Genomic DNA, 15239 nt, shown 5'->3' on the forward strand with positions numbered 1-15239 from the left:
TCATAGACCGGGAAGTGAGTCGTCCTGACCCGCTGACCTGAACCATCAACCCTTCACGTATCGACTGAACGCGGCCCGACGTCCACCCGCTGCCCCGTCCGGGCCGACCCGTACAGGGCGTCCAGCACGCGCATCTGGGCCACGGCGTCGGCGGGTGGGTAGGGGTTGGGGGCGTGGCCCTGCGCGGCCTGCTGGAACAGCGTGACCATCTCGGTATAGGCATTGGCGGGAGCGATCACTTCCTCGCGGGTGCCGTCAGCGGTGCGGATCGTCAACGTGACAGGCTGGTCGTCGGCCGGGCTGGACACGTACGGCGACTCCATCGTGCCGCGCGTGCCGATCACGGTCAGGCGCTGCGTGTCGGGACTGCCCCAGTTGAAGCCGCAGTCCAGGGTGACGAGCGCACCGGGGTACTCCAGCGTGCCGCTCAGCGAGGCGTCCACGCCGCCGGGTGTCCACAGGGCCTGCGCGGTGGCGGCCACCGGCTCCCCGAGCAGCAGGCGGGTGGTGTTCACGCAGTACGTCCCCACGTCGTACAGCGCCCCGCCGCCCTTGGTCGCGTCCCAGCGGATATCGCCCGCGTTGTCCAGGCCGAAGCCGAAAGCGCTGCGCACCACGCGCACCTCGCCCAGTTCGCCGCCCTGCACGATGTCCCGCACACGCCTGAGGTACGGGTGGCAGCGCGGGGCGAAGGCCTCCATGGCGGTCTTCCCCGTCTGCTCGGCCACGTCCACGATCTCACGGGCCTGGGCGGCGTCCAGGGTGTAGGGCTTCTCGGTCAGCACATGCTTCCCGGCCCGCAGCGCCGCCAGCGTCCACGGCTGGTGCCCGTCGTTCGGCAGTGGGATGTACACGGCGTCCACGTCACTGTCCAGCACGTCCTGATACCCGCCCACGATGGGAATGTTCCACTGCTGCGAGAACGCCTGGGCGTGTTCGGATGACGTATCTCGCACGCCCACGGCGACGACCTCGCCTCCAGCCGCACGCATGGCGGGAACAAGACGGCGTGCAATGCGGGCGGCGCCCAGGATGCCCCAGCGGAAGGTGGTCATGGAGACAGGCTAGCGTGTGAGAGGCAGGGTGCCGGGCGAACCCCTCAGTCAGCTGCGCTGACAGCTCCCCTGGGAGGGAGCCAACCATCACGTCGTTGCCTCCCCTTGAGGCGAGATCCCCCGCAGGGGCGTAGGGGTTATCCCACTTCCCTACCGCTTGTGCAGCAGGTACACCTTCGGATGATGCCCGCCGCTGGCAACCTGGAGGAGTTCCTGGGCGTGCCATTTCTGCTGGTTCTGGAGCACGCGCTCGAACAGGCGGATCTCGTGGGTGATCACGGCCAGGCGGCCCTGTTTGCTCGTCAGGCGGTGCATCTCCGACAGGAAGGCGGGGTACAGGGCCTCGTTGTCGACGTGGGTGCCGATCGCGTCGCCCCAGGGCAGGTCGCCCACGATCAGGTCGAAGCTGCGGGCCGGCAGGCCGGTGTGCAGGGCGTCAATGCATGCGACCTCGATGTCGCGCTTCGCGGCGTGGATGTTCGACTTCGCGCAGTCCACGGCCCGCTGGTCGATGTCCACGCCGACCATGGCGGCACTCGGCCCCATCAGCTCGCGCTCGATCAGGAGCGTGCCGCTGCCGCTCATGGGGTTGAAGATGCGGTCTTCCTCGCGCTGCCCGGCCAGCTTGTGCACGGCGTAGGCAATGGTGGCGTTCAGGCCGCCGTGCATGTTGCACACGCGCCACGCGCGGGCCGACAGGGGTCTGGGGGTGATCCGGGCCAGCACGTCCCAGCCGGGGCCGTCCAGTTCAGGGCGCAGGCGGATCAGCAGCTCGCCGTTCTCGGGATCGTGCGGGAGGTTCAGACCCTGTTCCAGTTCCTCGGCCAGGCGCTGCATGACGCTGGATTCCCTGCCCGCCGCGCCGATGCGGAAGGACGCATGGTGCCCGACCTGCACGACGCTGCGCAGGTACTCGGTCAGTTCCGAGAGCTGCTGGTTGCCCAGCAGACCGCGCGGCCGGGGCACGTCCCAGGTCTGGATGCGGTACACGGCGATCACGGACTTCATGCGGGTCAGGCGGTCGGGATCGCCGGGATACCAGAAGCGCGGGCCACGGATGTCGCGGGCCAGGGGCACGGCGGCGAGTTCGGTCTCGGCGACCCGCTCCAGGCCGCTCAGGGCATCGAGTTCGTATTCGTGCGCCTTCTGGCGGGTGCGGTGGTCGACCTTCGGGCGGCTGGTCTTGCGTCCGGTGCCGTGGGGCCGGTCGGCCCGTGGGTGGTCGGCACGCGGTCGGTCGGCGGGGGGTCGGGCAGGGCGGGCGGGACGGGGCATGACAGATGAGTATAGCCGTGTCCGGGGAGGGGGGCGTAGACTCCGCTCGTTCTCATGACCCGTCTGCCTCCTGCCCCGCCCTCCACCCCCCCCGGCCCCGGCGGTCGTCGTCTGCGCAAGCCCCTGCTGTCACGCCTGAGTCCGCCGCAGCTGATCGCCCTGTCTTTCGCGGCGGCCATCTTCGTGGGGGCAGTGCTGCTGTGGCTGCCGGTCATGCACGGCGTGAATCCGGACGGCACACGGCGCAGCGTGAATTTCCTGCAGGCACTCTTCACGGCGACCAGTGCGCTGTGCGTGACCGGCCTGAACGTCATCGACCCCTCCAAGGACTTCAACCGGCTGGGACAGGTGGTCATCATGCTGCTGATCCAGCTGGGCGGCCTGGGGATCATCACCTTCGGGACGTCGTTCGCGCTGCTGTCGCGGCGGCGGGTGAACTTCTCCGACCGCATCCGGCTGGCGCAGCAGGTCAGTGCCCTGAATGCCGGCGACGTGCTGCCGCTGATCCGCAACATCTTCCTGTTTACCTTCGTGATCGAGGCCGTCGGGGCGCTGCTGCTGCTGCCCGCCTTCGTCCCGCGTGAGGGCTGGGGGCGCGGCACCTTCTACGCCATCTTCCACTCGATCAGCGCCTTCAACAACGCGGGCTTCGCGCTCTACAGCGACAACCTGATGGGCTTCGTGGGCGATCCGCTGGTCAGCATCGTGATCTCGCTGCTGATCATCCTGGGCGGCACGGGCTTTCTGGTGCAGCTGAACGTGGTGGGGCGGCTGCTCAATCCGCGCCGTCAGCGCCTGATGGTTCACAGCAAGCTGGTGCTCACCATGATGGGCGTGTTGCTGGCCCTGGGCACCGTGGCGTACCTGGCGCTGGAGTGGAGCAACCCGAAGACGCTGGGGCCGCTGGGCTTTGGGGACAAGTTGCTCGCGTCGTTCTTCCAGAGCGTGACCACGCGCACGGCCGGCTTCAACACGCTGGACTACGGCGCGATGGGCGTGCCGGTCATCTTCATCTCGATCCTGCTGATGTTCATCGGCGCGAACCCCGGCAGTACCGGGGGCGGGATCAAGACCAGCACCTTCTACGTGATGATGGCCTCGGCGTGGAGCATGGTGCGCGGCCGGCGCGACATCACCCTGTTCCGCCGCCGCCTGGACACCGAGACGGTGCTGCGGGCCATGACGGTCGGCCTGCTGAGCATCGGGCTGGTCAATGTCATGCTGATCGCGCTGCTGATGCTCAACTCGCGTCCGGAGATCCTGTTCGTGCAGCTGTTTTTCGAGGCGGTCAGCGCCTTCGGCACGGTGGGCCTGAGCATGAACACCACGCCACTGCTCAATCCGGGCCAGCACGTCATCCTGATCCTGCTGATGTTCCTGGGCAGGATCGGGCCGCTCACCTTCGCCGTGGCCTTCAGCCGCCCGGAGAGCCGCGACCTGGTGCGCTACCCGGCCGACAAGGACATCCTGATCGGGTAGGGGCGCGGCCGCGCTACCCTGGAATGCGCGAAAGGACACTGTTGACATGAAGACCAAACAATGCCTCGTGATCGGCCTGGGCCGCTTCGGTACGGCCGTCGCCACCACCCTCTACGAGATGGGCCACGAGGTCGTCGCCATCGACCACGGCGAGGAGAACGTCGACCGGGTCATGAACCTCGTCACGCATGCGGCTATCGTGGACGCCACCGACGAACGGGCGCTGCGCTCGATCGGGGTCGCGGAGTTCGACGTGGTCGTGGTGGCGATCGGCACGGACGTGCAGGCGAACATCCTGGCGACCATGAACGCCAAGAGCCTGGGCGCGACCTACGTGGTCAGCAAGGCCATCGACGAGATGGCCCGCCGCGTGCTGGAGCGCATCGGGGCCGACCTCGTGATCCGCCCGGAACACGACATGGGCGTGCGGCTGGCGCGGCAGATCGCCACCCCGAACATCGTGGACACCCTGGATCTGGGCGGCGACTACGCCATCGTCGAGATCGAGGCCAACGAGCGCCTGAAGGGCACGCTGCGCGACCTGAACCTCACCGGGCGCTTCGGGGTGCAGATCATCGCCATCAGCCACGCCGGGAAGATCGAGGTCACGCCCCGCGCCGAGGACATCATCAAGCCGCATGACCGGCTGGTCGTGATCGGCACCAGCCACAACCTGGACGAACTGCGCCGCTTCCTGGGCGAGTAGCGCCGACTCATAGCGGTAACGAGAGGAATTGAAGGCCAATACCTTCATTTCCTCTGGGGCGAGCGGAGCGAGTCGCCGAAACAGACAGCGGCCTACGTGGAGTTGATGGAGGTGCCTTTCACCCATCAACGTAACGGAATACCGCTGTCAGGTCACTGCCGTTGTGCCCGCATCCGTGGGCAGGCCAGCGTGCCCCGGATGCTCAGCGCCTCCACGGCGGCGCGATCCGGCAGGGGGCCACTCACGCGGGTGCCGGGCTGGATGGGCACCTTCACCGGCGGCACGTCGAGGATCACGCGGGCCTTCAGGCGCAGGGCGCGCTCCAGACACGCGGCGTCCTGGGCGTCCAGCGTCACGGGGTATGTACGGCCTGCTGTGGTGATGGTCACCGCCGTGCCCTGTACCGGCGCGGCGTCCAGCACCCGCGCCGCCCGGCCCTGCGCGGCCAGCGACGCGCTCAGGGCCGCCAGCACCGGCAGCAGCGCGGCCAGCCCCCACACGGTCATGGGCCGGGCCACGCCGGGGCGCAGCAGCAACAGGATCAGGGCTGCGGCGACCAGCACGGCGAACAGCGAGTACAGAACCGACATCGGCCGTCAGTGTACCCGGCCTATCCCGGTATGCTGGCCGCCACCCACTCCAGCGCCGCCTGGGCGTGGTTCAGCACCGAGAGGTGGCCGTCGCCGTCGGTCACGCGCAGTTCCGCGCCGGGGATGTGCTCGGCCAGCCACTCGCTGTGCGCAGCGGGCACCACGCGGTCGTCCCGGCCGTGCAGCAGGAGGGTGGGCACACGGATGTCGGCCGGCTCGAAGCCCCACGGGCGGACATACGCGAGGTCGTCGTCGATCAGGGGCGCGGGGCCATGCGGCAGGGCCGGGCCGACGACGCTGTTCAGCCACGCCCACGGGCCTTGCAGGGCGGCGTGGTCGGCGGGTGTGAACAGCTCCGGGTCGAAGGGGGGATCGGTGGCCTCGTAGGCCTCCTTCGCGGCGCGACCGGCAGCGGCGGCCTCCAGCGCGGCGGACGAGTGCATCCCGGCGTACCAGTCCAGCCCCTGAACCCCATATGGCGCGAGGCCCGCGATGCTGACCGCCGCCACGACCCGCTGCCGAGACAGCGCGGCGCTCGCTAGGGCGTGGGGGCCGCCGCCGGAGTGCCCCAGCACGGCGTAGCGTTCCAGGCCAAGCGCGTCGGCCACAGCCAGGGCGTCCCCGGCCGCCGACGCGACGGAGCGGTCAGGGCGGGGCGTGCTGCCACCGTAACCGGGCCGGTCGTAGCCGATCAGACGCAGGTTGAGCCGCCGGGCCGCCCCGGACAGCGGTTCGGGCGGCGGGCCGATGTTCGGGGTGCCGTGGTGCCACACGACCGGGAAGGCGTCGGTCGAACCGGCGTCGTAAACGTGCAGGGTACGGCCGTCCAGCGTCACATCCGTCTCGGTGACCATCCGACTCCTTTTGCTATACAAAGAATTTCTGAGCGAATTCTGTTCCGCAAAGAACATAGCACGGCCCCCTGACCGAGTCCGGCGTTCGCCCCGGCGCACGACCTATCATCACTCCAGATGTCTTCCTCGGCTCCGGTGGGTGTGTTCGACAGTGGCGTGGGCGGCCTGAGCGTCCTGGCCGAGCTGCGCCGGGAACTCCCGCACGAGGACGTGCTGTACCTGGGCGACACGGCGCACGTGCCCTACGGCGACCGCAGCGAGGAGGACGTGATCGACCTGACCGAGCGGGCGGTGGCGGCGCTGGAGGCGCGGGGCGTGAAGGCAGTCGTGGTGGCGTGCAACACCGCTGCGGCCTTCAGCCTGTCGCGGGTGCGGTCGCGCTTCGCGTTCCCGGTGATCGGGCTGGTGCCCGCGGTGAAACCCGCCGCGCAGGCCACCCGCACGGGCCGGGTCGCCGTGCTCGCCACGCCCGTGACCCTGAAGGGCCAGCTGATGAAGGACGTGATCCGCGACCACGCCGAGCCGCTGGGGGTCGAGGTGACTGGCGTGGTGAACCTGAAGCTGGTGCCCCTGGTCGAGGCCGGGCACGCCGACAGCCCCGAGGCGCGGGCCGAACTGCGGGCCACCCTGGCCCCGCTGCGCGACGCCGGCGTGGATCAGCTGGTGCTGGGCTGCACGCACTACCCCTTCCTGGCCCCGGCGATCCACGCTGAGTTCGGGGATACCTTCACGCTGGTCGACAGCGGCGCCGGCGTGGCGCGGCACACGCGGCGCGTGCTGGAGCAGGGGCAGCTCCTGAACGCGCAGACCACGCCCGGCACCGTCACCTACCTCGTGACGGGCAGTGTGGAGGCGGCCACTCCGGTCATCGCGGCCCTGAGCGCCACCCCCCTGACCGCCATGCCCCGAACTGAAAACGGGCATAGTGGGGAACATCTCCCTGCGGCGGCCACGCTGCGAATCGAGTCCATCCACACATGACCCAGGCCACATGACCCAGCACCGCCCTGCCATGCCCGTCCGTGAGGGCCGGGATGCCCTGACCCCCCGCCCCCTGAGTGTCCGGCGCGGCGTGAACCCGCACGCGCCCGGCAGCGCCCACCTGATCCTGGGCCGCACCGAGATCCTGGCGACCGTCACGCTGGAGGACAAGCCCGCGCCGCACATGCGGGGGCGCAAGGAGGGCTGGCTGACCGCCGAATACGCCATGCTTCCCCGCGCCACGCACGACCGGCAGGCCCGCGAGCGCAACCTCCAGAATGGCCGCCGCCACGAGATCCAGCGCCTGCTGGGCCGCGCGCTGCGCTCCAGCATGGATCTGCGCCCGTTCCGCAACCAGACCATCTACGTGGACTGCGACGTGCTGGTCGCGGACGGCGGCACGCGGGTGGCGAGCGTCCTGGCGGGGCACGCCGCCCTGCACGACTTCTGCGACCGGCTGGTCAAGCAGGGCAAACTGACCGAGTGGCCGATCCGGCACAACGTCGGCGCGATCAGCGTGGGCCTGATCGGCACTGAGCTGCGCGTGGATCTGGACTACGCCGAGGACAGCACCGCGCGGGCCGACCTGAACGTCGTCGCCACCGACACCGGCCTGATCATCGAGGTGCAGGGCGGGGCCGAGGACGGCCCGGTCACGCCCTCCGAGTACGTGCAGCTCCTCACGGCGGGGACGGACGCCGTCCAGCGCGTGATGGCCGACCTGACCCGGCAGCTCGCGGCGATTCAGGGTCTCTGAAGCACCGCCCGCGCTGTCCGGGCAGACGCCTGCGCTAGACTCGTCGGCATTCCAAGGAGGTCTGGCATGAGTGTGACGGGATTCATCGGGCGGGCGCTACTGTCGAGCTTGTTCATCAAACAGGGAATCGAGCATTTCCAGAACCCGGAGCCGATCGTGCGCGCGGCGCGGGGGGCCGAGGTACCCGAGCCTGAACTGGCCGTGAAGGTCAATTCCGGCGTCATGCTGGGGGCCGGGGCCCTGATGGCCCTGGGCGTCGCCCCGCGCCTGATGAGCACGGCCCTGGCGACCAGCCTGATCCCGACCACCGTGATCGGCCACCCGTTCTGGGACAAACAGGGCAAGGAACGCCAGCAGCAGCAGGTGCAGTTCCTGAAGAACCTCGCCCTGTTCGGTGCCCTGCTGTACGTGACCAGCCAGGACTGAGGCACAGCGGTAGCAGATATGCCGCTTACAAGTACAGTGGCGGCTGTCGCGGCAGATTCGCGGCATGGAAGCCGTCATCCCAAGGAAAACGCCCTTCCCGGTCAGGCCAGATCATCTGCAAGGTAGCGAAGTTGAAGCCCTGGTAGAACCACATACCGGTGCCAAGATACTCGCGGTAATGCTGTTGATCCACTGTCCGAAAGGCAACCTCGTATCCTTCGATCACCTCGGAGGAGGGGTTCTTGTCGTATTGACGATGCCCGTCTCTTGCAAGGATCCCGACATTGTTCAGCATGAGGTGCATGTTCTCCAGTGACATCCCGAACACGATCACTTCTGGATGGCCATAACTTTTCTGGAGTCCGATGGTATACGCAAACGCTGGGAGATCATCTTCTTCCGGGATTAGAACCACATGCCAACCAAACTGCTTGATGTTCCTGATCACGGCCTCGTCGTAATCATCGTCTGGCTGCGGCCAGGGTTGATCGGAAGTGCTCACAGCACCCGCAGCCGGTGGAAGGCCAGGGCCAGCGTGCCCGCCAGCGCCACGGCGATCCCCAGAACGATCCAGATGCCGTAGGGATCGTCATGGAAGGGCACGGGCACGTTCATCCCGAAGATGCTGGTCACCAGGGTCGGGATGGCGACCAGGATCGTGGTCACGGTCAGCACCTTCACGACCTGATTCACGTTGTTGCTGATCACGCTGGCAAAGGCCCCGGCCATGCTGGTCAGGATGTTGCTGGCGATCGACGCCATCTCGATGGCCTGGAGATTCTCGATCAGGACGTCGTCGAGCAGATCCGAATCCTCCTCGTACATCTCGAAGATCCGGTCGCGTTTGACGCGCTCCATCATGGCCTCGTTGGCCTTCAGGCCGGTCATGAAGTACACCAGGCTCTTTTCCAGCTTCAGGAGGTTCAGCAGCTCGCGGTTCTGCTGGCTGTTCTCCAGCTTGTCCTCGATCGCGTCCACGCGCTTGTTGATCTGGCGCACGTCGATCAGGAAGCGCTGGGCGTTGCGCAGGAAGAGTTGCAGCGTCAGGCGGTTCTTCTTGACGGTGCTCACGCGGCGGACCAGACCGCTCAACACGTCCTTGATCACCGGGTTCTCCGGCAGGCTGCACACCGTCACGACGCAGTGATCCGTGTGCAGGATGCCCAGCGGCACCGTGTCGTAGGGGATGTCACTCTCCTCGGGCAGGCGGTAGCTGGTCTGCATGATCATCAGCAGCTGCCCGTCCTCGCGCTCGAAGCGCGATCTCTCGTCCGGGTCGAGGGGATACGACAGGTAGTCGAGATCCAGCCCTGTCTCGCGCGACACGCGGGCCAGTTCTTCGGGCGTGGGGTCGGCGGCGTTCACCCAGCAGCCGTCGGTATAGGCCTCCAGGGTGGTGAGTTTGCCGCCGATGGAGCGGTAGTACGTCAGCATGGCGTGGCCTGCCGGCGCGGGTCAGTGTGGGGCATGGCGCGTCCTCCGGGGAGCAGGTGGCGTGATCCGGTGGCCGGGCTGCAAACTGGGCGGTTCGGGTTCGGGGTTCACGGACATCACCTCCTGGCCGGAGTGGGGGGCCGGACGCGCGGCCGGGCTGGGGCGGGCAGGAGCGCGGGGCTCCCGCATGGGCGCGGTCATCGTAGCGGGCGGGCATGACCGGAGGCAAGCCACACCCCACCACACAGCACGAGGCCCCCAGCGAACCGGGGGCCTCGGAGCTGCGCTGGTCTTACAGACCGAAGAACGCGCGGTTCTTCTCGATGTAGCTTTCCTCGCCGGCGGGCGTGTCCTCCTCGGGGAAGATGGCGCTGACCGGGCACGCGGGCACGCACGCACCGCAGTCGATGCACTCGTCCGGGTGAATCAGGAACATCTCGCCGGCGTCGTAGATGCACTCGACCGGGCACACTTCGGTGCAGGCCTGATCCTTGGTGCCAATGCAGGGGCTGGTGATGATGTGCGGCATGGGGGACAGTATGCACACGCCGCCAGGGGGGCGCAAGGGCGAAGATGGACAGGATTTCATGCGCTGTCGCGGCCTCCGGGGGCGTCTGTCACCCCGGACGGCTGGCGTCAGGACGCCGGGGAACCCAGATGTGCCGCTGCCAGGATCAGATCCGCGTCCTTGTCCACGTCGGTGCCCACAGCGGCGTGGGGCGTGACCAGCGCCCGGGCGGTCACGCCCAGCAGCCCCGAGACCGTCTCCTCCAGCGCGTGCACCGTCAGGCGACCCGTCAGCAGCCGCAGCAGCACGCCAGGGCCGATCAGGCCCGCCAGCCGCAGCGGAGCCTTGCGGGCGGCCAGCACGTCGCGCAGGCGCGGCAGGAACTGACCGACCAGGGCCGGATCGACCAGAAACAGGTTCCCGCCTGTGAAGCTGCCGTCCTTCAGGCGGGCATACGTACGTTTCACGCCGGGGTACGCGGCCTCGCAGACCTCGCGGCGCACGACCGGATAGACCAGGGCGGCCTCCGGCGGCGCACTGTCCAGCACGTCGCGCACGTGGTCACCGGTCAGCATGGGGATATCGGCCGTGGCGACCAGCACCCGTTCGCCGGGGGCGCTGCCGGTCGCCGCGAGCGCCTCCAGACCGGCCTCCAGGTTGCCCAGCAGCGTGCCCACGTCGGTGACGCGCAGGTCGATCAGCGCGTCGATCTCGGGCGTGGTGGGGCCGACATACGCCACGCAGCGGATCCGGCCGCTGCCGCGCAGGGCGTGCAGGACATGGGCGGCCATCGGGATCCCGCCCACCGGGATCAGGGGTTTGACGTTCACACCGTGCGCGGCAGCAAACGGGTCGCCGGGATCGCCACCGCCCAGCACGACGGCGCTCCAGCGGGTCTCGGGTTCTGACATTGCGGTTCAGCGTAGCAGAGCGCATCCAGTACCCGGCACCGCTGCGCTCAGGACGGGGCGGGCACCTCCAGCGTGGCCGTGAACCCCTGGCCGGGGGCGCTCTCCAGCGTCAGGGTGCCGCCGTGCAGTTCGGCCGCGCGGCGGGCCAGGGCCAGTCCCAGGCCGTGCCCGTCGCCGCTGCGGCTCTCGTCGGGACGGTAGAAGGCCTCGCCCAGTCGGGCCAGGACCTCCCCGGACACGCCGGGGCCGTCGTCGTGCACGGTGACGCGGGCGTGGCCGGACACACAGTCCACCCGGACGGTGACCGTCGCGCCCGGCGCGTGCCGCACGGCATTCATGGTCAGGTTCCAGATCGCCTGCCCCAGCAGCACCCGGTCGCCGGGTACGGTCACGGCCTGGGGGGCGTCGAGATCCACGTCGGCCTCCGGCGCGAACTCGCGGGCCCGGTCCACGGCATCGGCGGCCAGGTCGCGCAGCGGCACCGGGGCGTGGCCCAGCGCGGCCGGATCGCGGGCCAGCAGCAGCAGGTGGTTCGCCAGCTGCGACAGCCGCGTGATGTCCGTGCCGATCTCGCGCAGGTCGTCGCGGTAGCGTTCGGCGTCGCGGTCGCGGGCCAGGGCGCCGTCCACGCGGGCGGTCAGGGCCGCCAGCGGGCTGCGCAGGTCGTGTGCGGCGGCGCGCAGGAAGGCCTGTTCGCGGTCACGGGCATCGGCCAGGGTGTGAAAGCTGGTCTGCAGGGTACCGGCCAGCCGGGCGAGTTCATCGGTGTCGCCGGCACCGGGCAGGGGGCGCCGCAGGTCGCCGCCGGAGCCGATGGCACGGGCGGCGCCCTCCAGATCCCGCACCGGCCGCAGCAGCCGCCCCGCGACGATCCAGCCGAGTGCCAGCGTGGACAGCAGCGCCAGGGGCAGCAACAGCAGCAGCGCCTGTCCGAAGGCCCGCCGCGCCACGCCCAGCGCCCGCGCATCCGAGGCCACCGTCAGTACCGCCTGGGTGCCGCGCAGGGGCCGCACGATGATCACCTGCTCGTTTTTCTGGTACGCCCCCTCGCGCTGCTCGGCCGGAATGCCCGCCGGGAAGCGCGGCGTGCTCAGCTGGGCCAGCTGACCGTCCTGCACGCCCACCAGCCGCAGTTCCAGACCGGAGCGCGGGCCACTCTCGTCGGCCACCCGTTCCAGATCGTTCTCGTCCACCACCACACCACCAGGCCAGCCCTCCAGCCCCAGCGGGCCGCCCCCGCGCAGCATGGCTTCCAGCCGCGTCTGCACGGCTCCGGCGGCGCTCAGGGCCTGCTGCACCTGACTGCGCCACAGCAGCCCGCTGACCGCGAAATACAGTCCTGCGGCCACCAGCACCACCGCCAGCGCGGTCGCCAGCGCCGAGAACAGTGCCAGGCGGGCCCGCAGGGTCAGGCGCATGGGGGGCAGGGAGAGCAGAGGGCTGAGAGCAGAGAGCCGAGGGCCACGGGCAGGGGGCGGACAGCGCTGGACACGGCCCTCAGCGCTCCACGCGGTAGCCGCGTCCGCGTTCGCTGGTGACGGCCTCGGGGGCGAGCTTGCGCCGGAGGTAGCGGATATACACGTCCACGATGCGCGGCTCGCCCTCGAATTCCGGCCCCCACACGCGGTCGAGCAGTTCCTCGCGGGTGAACCAGCGCTCCGGGGCCAGCGCCAGCGCCTCGACCAGACCGTATTCGCGGCCCGTCACGGCGACTTCCTGGCCGTCCCAGGTGACGGTGCGGGCCACGGTATCGATGGTGCCGCGACCGCCCGCGAAGGCAGCATTCGGAGCGCTCTGACCACGTTCGCGGCGGCTCAGGGCCCGCAGCGTGGCGAGCAGTTCCGCCGTGGCGAAGGGCTTGACCAGATAGGCGTCGCCGCCCAGATCCAGGCCCTGCACGCGGTCACCCAGGTCGCCCCGCGCCGTCAGGAACAGGATGGCCGAGGCCACCCCGCCCGCGCGCAGCTGCCGCGCGATCTCGAAGCCGTCCAGGCCGGGCAGCATGACATCCAGGATGACCAGCGGATACTCGCCCAGCATGCCGGCCTCCAGACCGCCGGGGCCGGTCTGTTCCCACGTGACCGCGTAGCCCGCCTCGCGCAGCGCCGCGACCGTGGGCTGGGCGATCCGGGGGTCGTCCTCGACGAACAGCAGTCTCACGCCCGCAGTGTACGGGGGGCGGTTAAGCCTGCGTGAAGTGCCGGCGCCGGCTCTGTGGCACGACCTGTCGGCGGTGCCGGCCTCCCCGCCACTGCGCCGCTGTGTGCCGGCCCACGGTCCAGTCAGCCTTGAGTCTGGTACACTCAACTTCACGGGGCGACCTGCGCCCTGCCCACCCTTTCACCTTCCCGGAGGACTGTTCTTGAGGCGGCTTAACCCCTGGCTGATCGTGCTGTTCGTGCTGGCACTGTTCCTGATGTTCTCGCAGTCATCCAACCTGTCGCGCGTCAGCGTGAACTACAACGAATTCAAGACCCTGCTCGATCAGGGCAAGGTCGAGCGCGTCGTCGTGCGCGAGAGCGAGGCGACCGTCACGCTCAAGGAGCAGACCCCGGTGACCGTCAACACGGCGCGGGGCACCGCGACCAACAACGTCAGCGCGTTCACCGTGCGGCTGCCCAACTCGCTGGCCACGCCGGACTCCGGCCTGATCCAGCAGCTCCAGGCGCAGAACGTGAACCTGCGCTTCGAGCAGCCCAGCCAGTGGCTGAACATCCTGCTGAACTTCCTGCCCATCATCCTGCTGATCGGCATGATGTACTTCTTCTTCATGCGCGCCCAGGGCGGCCAGAACGGCGTCATGCAGTTCGGGCAGTCCCGGGCCAAGAAGTACGGCAAGGAAAACCGCGTGCCCACCAAGTTCACCGATGTGGCCGGACACGAGGAAGCCAAGCGGGAACTCGTCGAGGTCGTGGACTTCCTGAAGAACCCCGGCAAGTACCACCAGATTGGCGCGGAGATCCCCAAGGGCGTGCTGCTGGTCGGCCCTCCCGGCACCGGTAAGACGCTGCTGGCCCGCGCGATTGCCGGCGAGGCCGACGTGCCGTTCTTCAGCGTCAGCGCGTCGGAATTCATGGAGATGTTCGTGGGCGTGGGCGCCAGCCGCGTGCGCACGCTGTTCGAGGACGCCCGCAAGAGTGCCCCGGCCATCATGTTCATCGACGAGATCGATTCGATCGGGCGCAAGCGCGGCGCGGGCATCGGCGGCGGCCACGACGAGCGCGAGCAGACCCTGAACCAGATCCTCTCGGAGATGGACGGCTTCGACAAGACCTCGTCGGTGATCGTGCTGGGCGCGACCAACCGCCCCGACGTGCTCGACCCGGCGCTGCTGCGCCCCGGCCGCTTCGACCGTCAGGTGACCATCGACCTGCCGAACCTCAAGGAGCGCGAGGCGATCCTCAAGGTGCACCTGCGCAACAAGCCCATCGCCAGCGGCGTGGACGTCAACGAGGTCGCCAAGAGCACGCCGTACTTCTCGGGGGCCGACCTCAAGAACGTCACCAACGAGGCCGCGCTGGAGGCCGCCCGGATCGGCAAGACTGTGATCGAGATGAGCGACTTCTACCGCGCGCTCGACAAGATCACGCTGGGTCTGGAGAACGGCTCGCTGACCATCAGCGACGCCGAGAAGAAGGCCATCGCCTTCCACGAGGCCGGGCACGCCGTGACCGCCGCCGTGATCCCCGGCAGCGACAAGCTCCAGAAGGTCAGCATCATCCCGCGCGGCCGGGCGCTGGGCGCCGCGTTCTATCTGCCGGAAGAACAGGTGCTCATGAGCAAGGAACGCCTGGAGAACCAGCTGGTCGTCGCGCTGGGAGGCCGCGCCGCCGAGGAGGTCTTCATGGGCAGCGTGACCTCGGGGGCCGCCGACGACTTCCGCAAGGCGACCAACATCGCAAGGAAGATGGTGCTCGAGTGGGGCATGGGCGACAACTTCAAGAACATGGCCCTGACCACCGACTCCGGCCCGGTGTTCCTCGGCGAGGACATGACCAAGCCCAAGGCCTTCAGCGAGCACACCTCGCAGCTCGTCGACGAGGACGTGAAGCGCATCCTGACCCGCGCCTTCGAGCGGGCCCGCGACATCGTCAGCGAGTACCGCGTGGCCATGCAGGAAGTCGCCGACGCCCTGCTGACGCAGGAGCTGATCACCGGCGACGTGGTGCGGGAGGCGGTGGCCCGCGCGGGCGGCCAGCCCACCCCGATGCCCCAGACCACCGCCTGAACCTCTGAAACGGCCAATCCCCCCCGCCCCGAGCG

Annotated in this window: 16 protein-coding genes; 6 read left to right on the top strand and 10 right to left on the bottom strand. The window is 69.0% G+C overall.

The genetic code is table 11. The annotated features are described in order from the left end of the window. Window positions 1-53: 53 nt before the first annotated feature. A complete protein-coding gene (locus tag U2P90_RS17795; RefSeq protein ID WP_322473180.1) occupies window positions 54-1055 on the bottom strand; it encodes a Gfo/Idh/MocA family protein in 1002 nt (333 codons plus the stop codon). 150 nt (window positions 1056-1205) lie between these two features. Then, window positions 1206-2330 carry a methyltransferase domain-containing protein gene (locus U2P90_RS17800; protein ID WP_322473181.1) on the bottom strand — a complete coding sequence of 375 codons (1125 nt, stop codon included), beginning with the start codon at window positions 2328-2330 and terminating at the stop codon, window positions 1206-1208. A 54-nt stretch (window positions 2331-2384) separates the two neighbouring features. On the opposite strand from U2P90_RS17800, the gene U2P90_RS17805 reads away from it, so the two are divergent. Next, window positions 2385-3809 (top strand): TrkH family potassium uptake protein, encoded by a 1425-nt coding sequence (locus U2P90_RS17805; RefSeq protein ID WP_322473182.1) that lies wholly within the window; start codon window positions 2385-2387, stop codon window positions 3807-3809. A 46-nt stretch (window positions 3810-3855) separates the two neighbouring features. Further along, window positions 3856-4515, top strand: a complete 660-nt coding sequence (locus U2P90_RS17810; RefSeq protein WP_295818989.1) for a potassium channel family protein — start codon at window positions 3856-3858, stop codon at window positions 4513-4515. 152 nt (window positions 4516-4667) lie between these two features. Here U2P90_RS17810 and U2P90_RS17815 read toward each other — a convergent pair whose 3' ends face one another. Together U2P90_RS17815 and U2P90_RS17820 are read right to left on the bottom strand one after the other, a co-directional pair. Further along, window positions 4668-5105, bottom strand: coding sequence for a hypothetical protein (locus U2P90_RS17815; protein ID WP_322473183.1), 438 nt, complete (start codon window positions 5103-5105; stop codon window positions 4668-4670). A gap of 20 nt (window positions 5106-5125) precedes the next feature. Continuing rightward, complete coding sequence (locus U2P90_RS17820; RefSeq protein ID WP_322473184.1) at window positions 5126-5959, bottom strand: alpha/beta fold hydrolase; 834 nt, start codon at window positions 5957-5959, stop codon at window positions 5126-5128. Between the two features lie 117 nt (window positions 5960-6076). Between U2P90_RS17820 and murI the strand changes: the two genes are divergently transcribed. From murI to U2P90_RS17835, 3 genes are all read left to right on the top strand, one after another. Next, a complete protein-coding gene (gene murI, locus U2P90_RS17825) occupies window positions 6077-6940 on the top strand; it encodes a glutamate racemase (RefSeq protein WP_322473185.1) in 864 nt (287 codons plus the stop codon). Between the two features lie 10 nt (window positions 6941-6950). Beyond that, on the top strand, window positions 6951-7697 hold the full coding sequence (gene rph / locus U2P90_RS17830; RefSeq protein WP_322473186.1) for a ribonuclease PH: 747 nt from the start codon (window positions 6951-6953) through the stop codon (window positions 7695-7697). 66 nt (window positions 7698-7763) lie between these two features. Next, complete coding sequence (locus U2P90_RS17835; RefSeq protein WP_295818998.1) at window positions 7764-8123, top strand: DoxX family protein; 360 nt, start codon at window positions 7764-7766, stop codon at window positions 8121-8123. Window positions 8124-8148: 25 nt separating this feature from the next. On the opposite strand, the gene U2P90_RS17840 is transcribed toward U2P90_RS17835, so the two are convergent. From U2P90_RS17840 to U2P90_RS17865, 6 genes are all read right to left on the bottom strand, one after another. After that, window positions 8149-8625, bottom strand: a complete 477-nt coding sequence (locus tag U2P90_RS17840; RefSeq protein WP_322473187.1) for a DUF4262 domain-containing protein — start codon at window positions 8623-8625, stop codon at window positions 8149-8151. Next, window positions 8622-9557 (bottom strand): magnesium transporter CorA family protein, encoded by a 936-nt coding sequence (locus U2P90_RS17845; protein WP_322473188.1) that lies wholly within the window; start codon window positions 9555-9557, stop codon window positions 8622-8624. The genes U2P90_RS17840 and U2P90_RS17845 overlap by 4 nt, the downstream gene beginning before the upstream one ends. Window positions 9558-9849: 292 nt before the next feature. Then, window positions 9850-10086 (bottom strand): ferredoxin, encoded by a 237-nt coding sequence (locus tag U2P90_RS17850; RefSeq protein WP_295819001.1) that lies wholly within the window; start codon window positions 10084-10086, stop codon window positions 9850-9852. A 107-nt stretch (window positions 10087-10193) separates the two neighbouring features. Next, window positions 10194-10976 (bottom strand): NTP transferase domain-containing protein, encoded by a 783-nt coding sequence (locus U2P90_RS17855; protein WP_322473189.1) that lies wholly within the window; start codon window positions 10974-10976, stop codon window positions 10194-10196. 47 nt (window positions 10977-11023) lie between these two features. Then, a complete protein-coding gene (locus tag U2P90_RS17860; RefSeq protein WP_322473190.1) occupies window positions 11024-12394 on the bottom strand; it encodes a sensor histidine kinase in 1371 nt (456 codons plus the stop codon). Between the two features lie 79 nt (window positions 12395-12473). Further along, on the bottom strand, window positions 12474-13136 hold the full coding sequence (locus U2P90_RS17865; protein ID WP_295819007.1) for a response regulator transcription factor: 663 nt from the start codon (window positions 13134-13136) through the stop codon (window positions 12474-12476). Window positions 13137-13338: 202 nt separating this feature from the next. Here U2P90_RS17865 and ftsH point away from each other — a divergent pair, with 202 nt between their 5' ends. Further along, the gene (gene ftsH / locus U2P90_RS17870) at window positions 13339-15204 is read left to right on the top strand and encodes an ATP-dependent zinc metalloprotease FtsH (protein WP_322473191.1); all 1866 of its coding nucleotides are present in this window, start codon (window positions 13339-13341) and stop codon (window positions 15202-15204) included. The last annotated feature ends 35 nt before the right edge of the window (window positions 15205-15239 follow it).

Origin of the sequence: Deinococcus sp. AB2017081 (assembly GCF_034440735.1) — a bacterium.
GTDB lineage: Bacteria > Deinococcota > Deinococci > Deinococcales > Deinococcaceae > Deinococcus > Deinococcus rufus.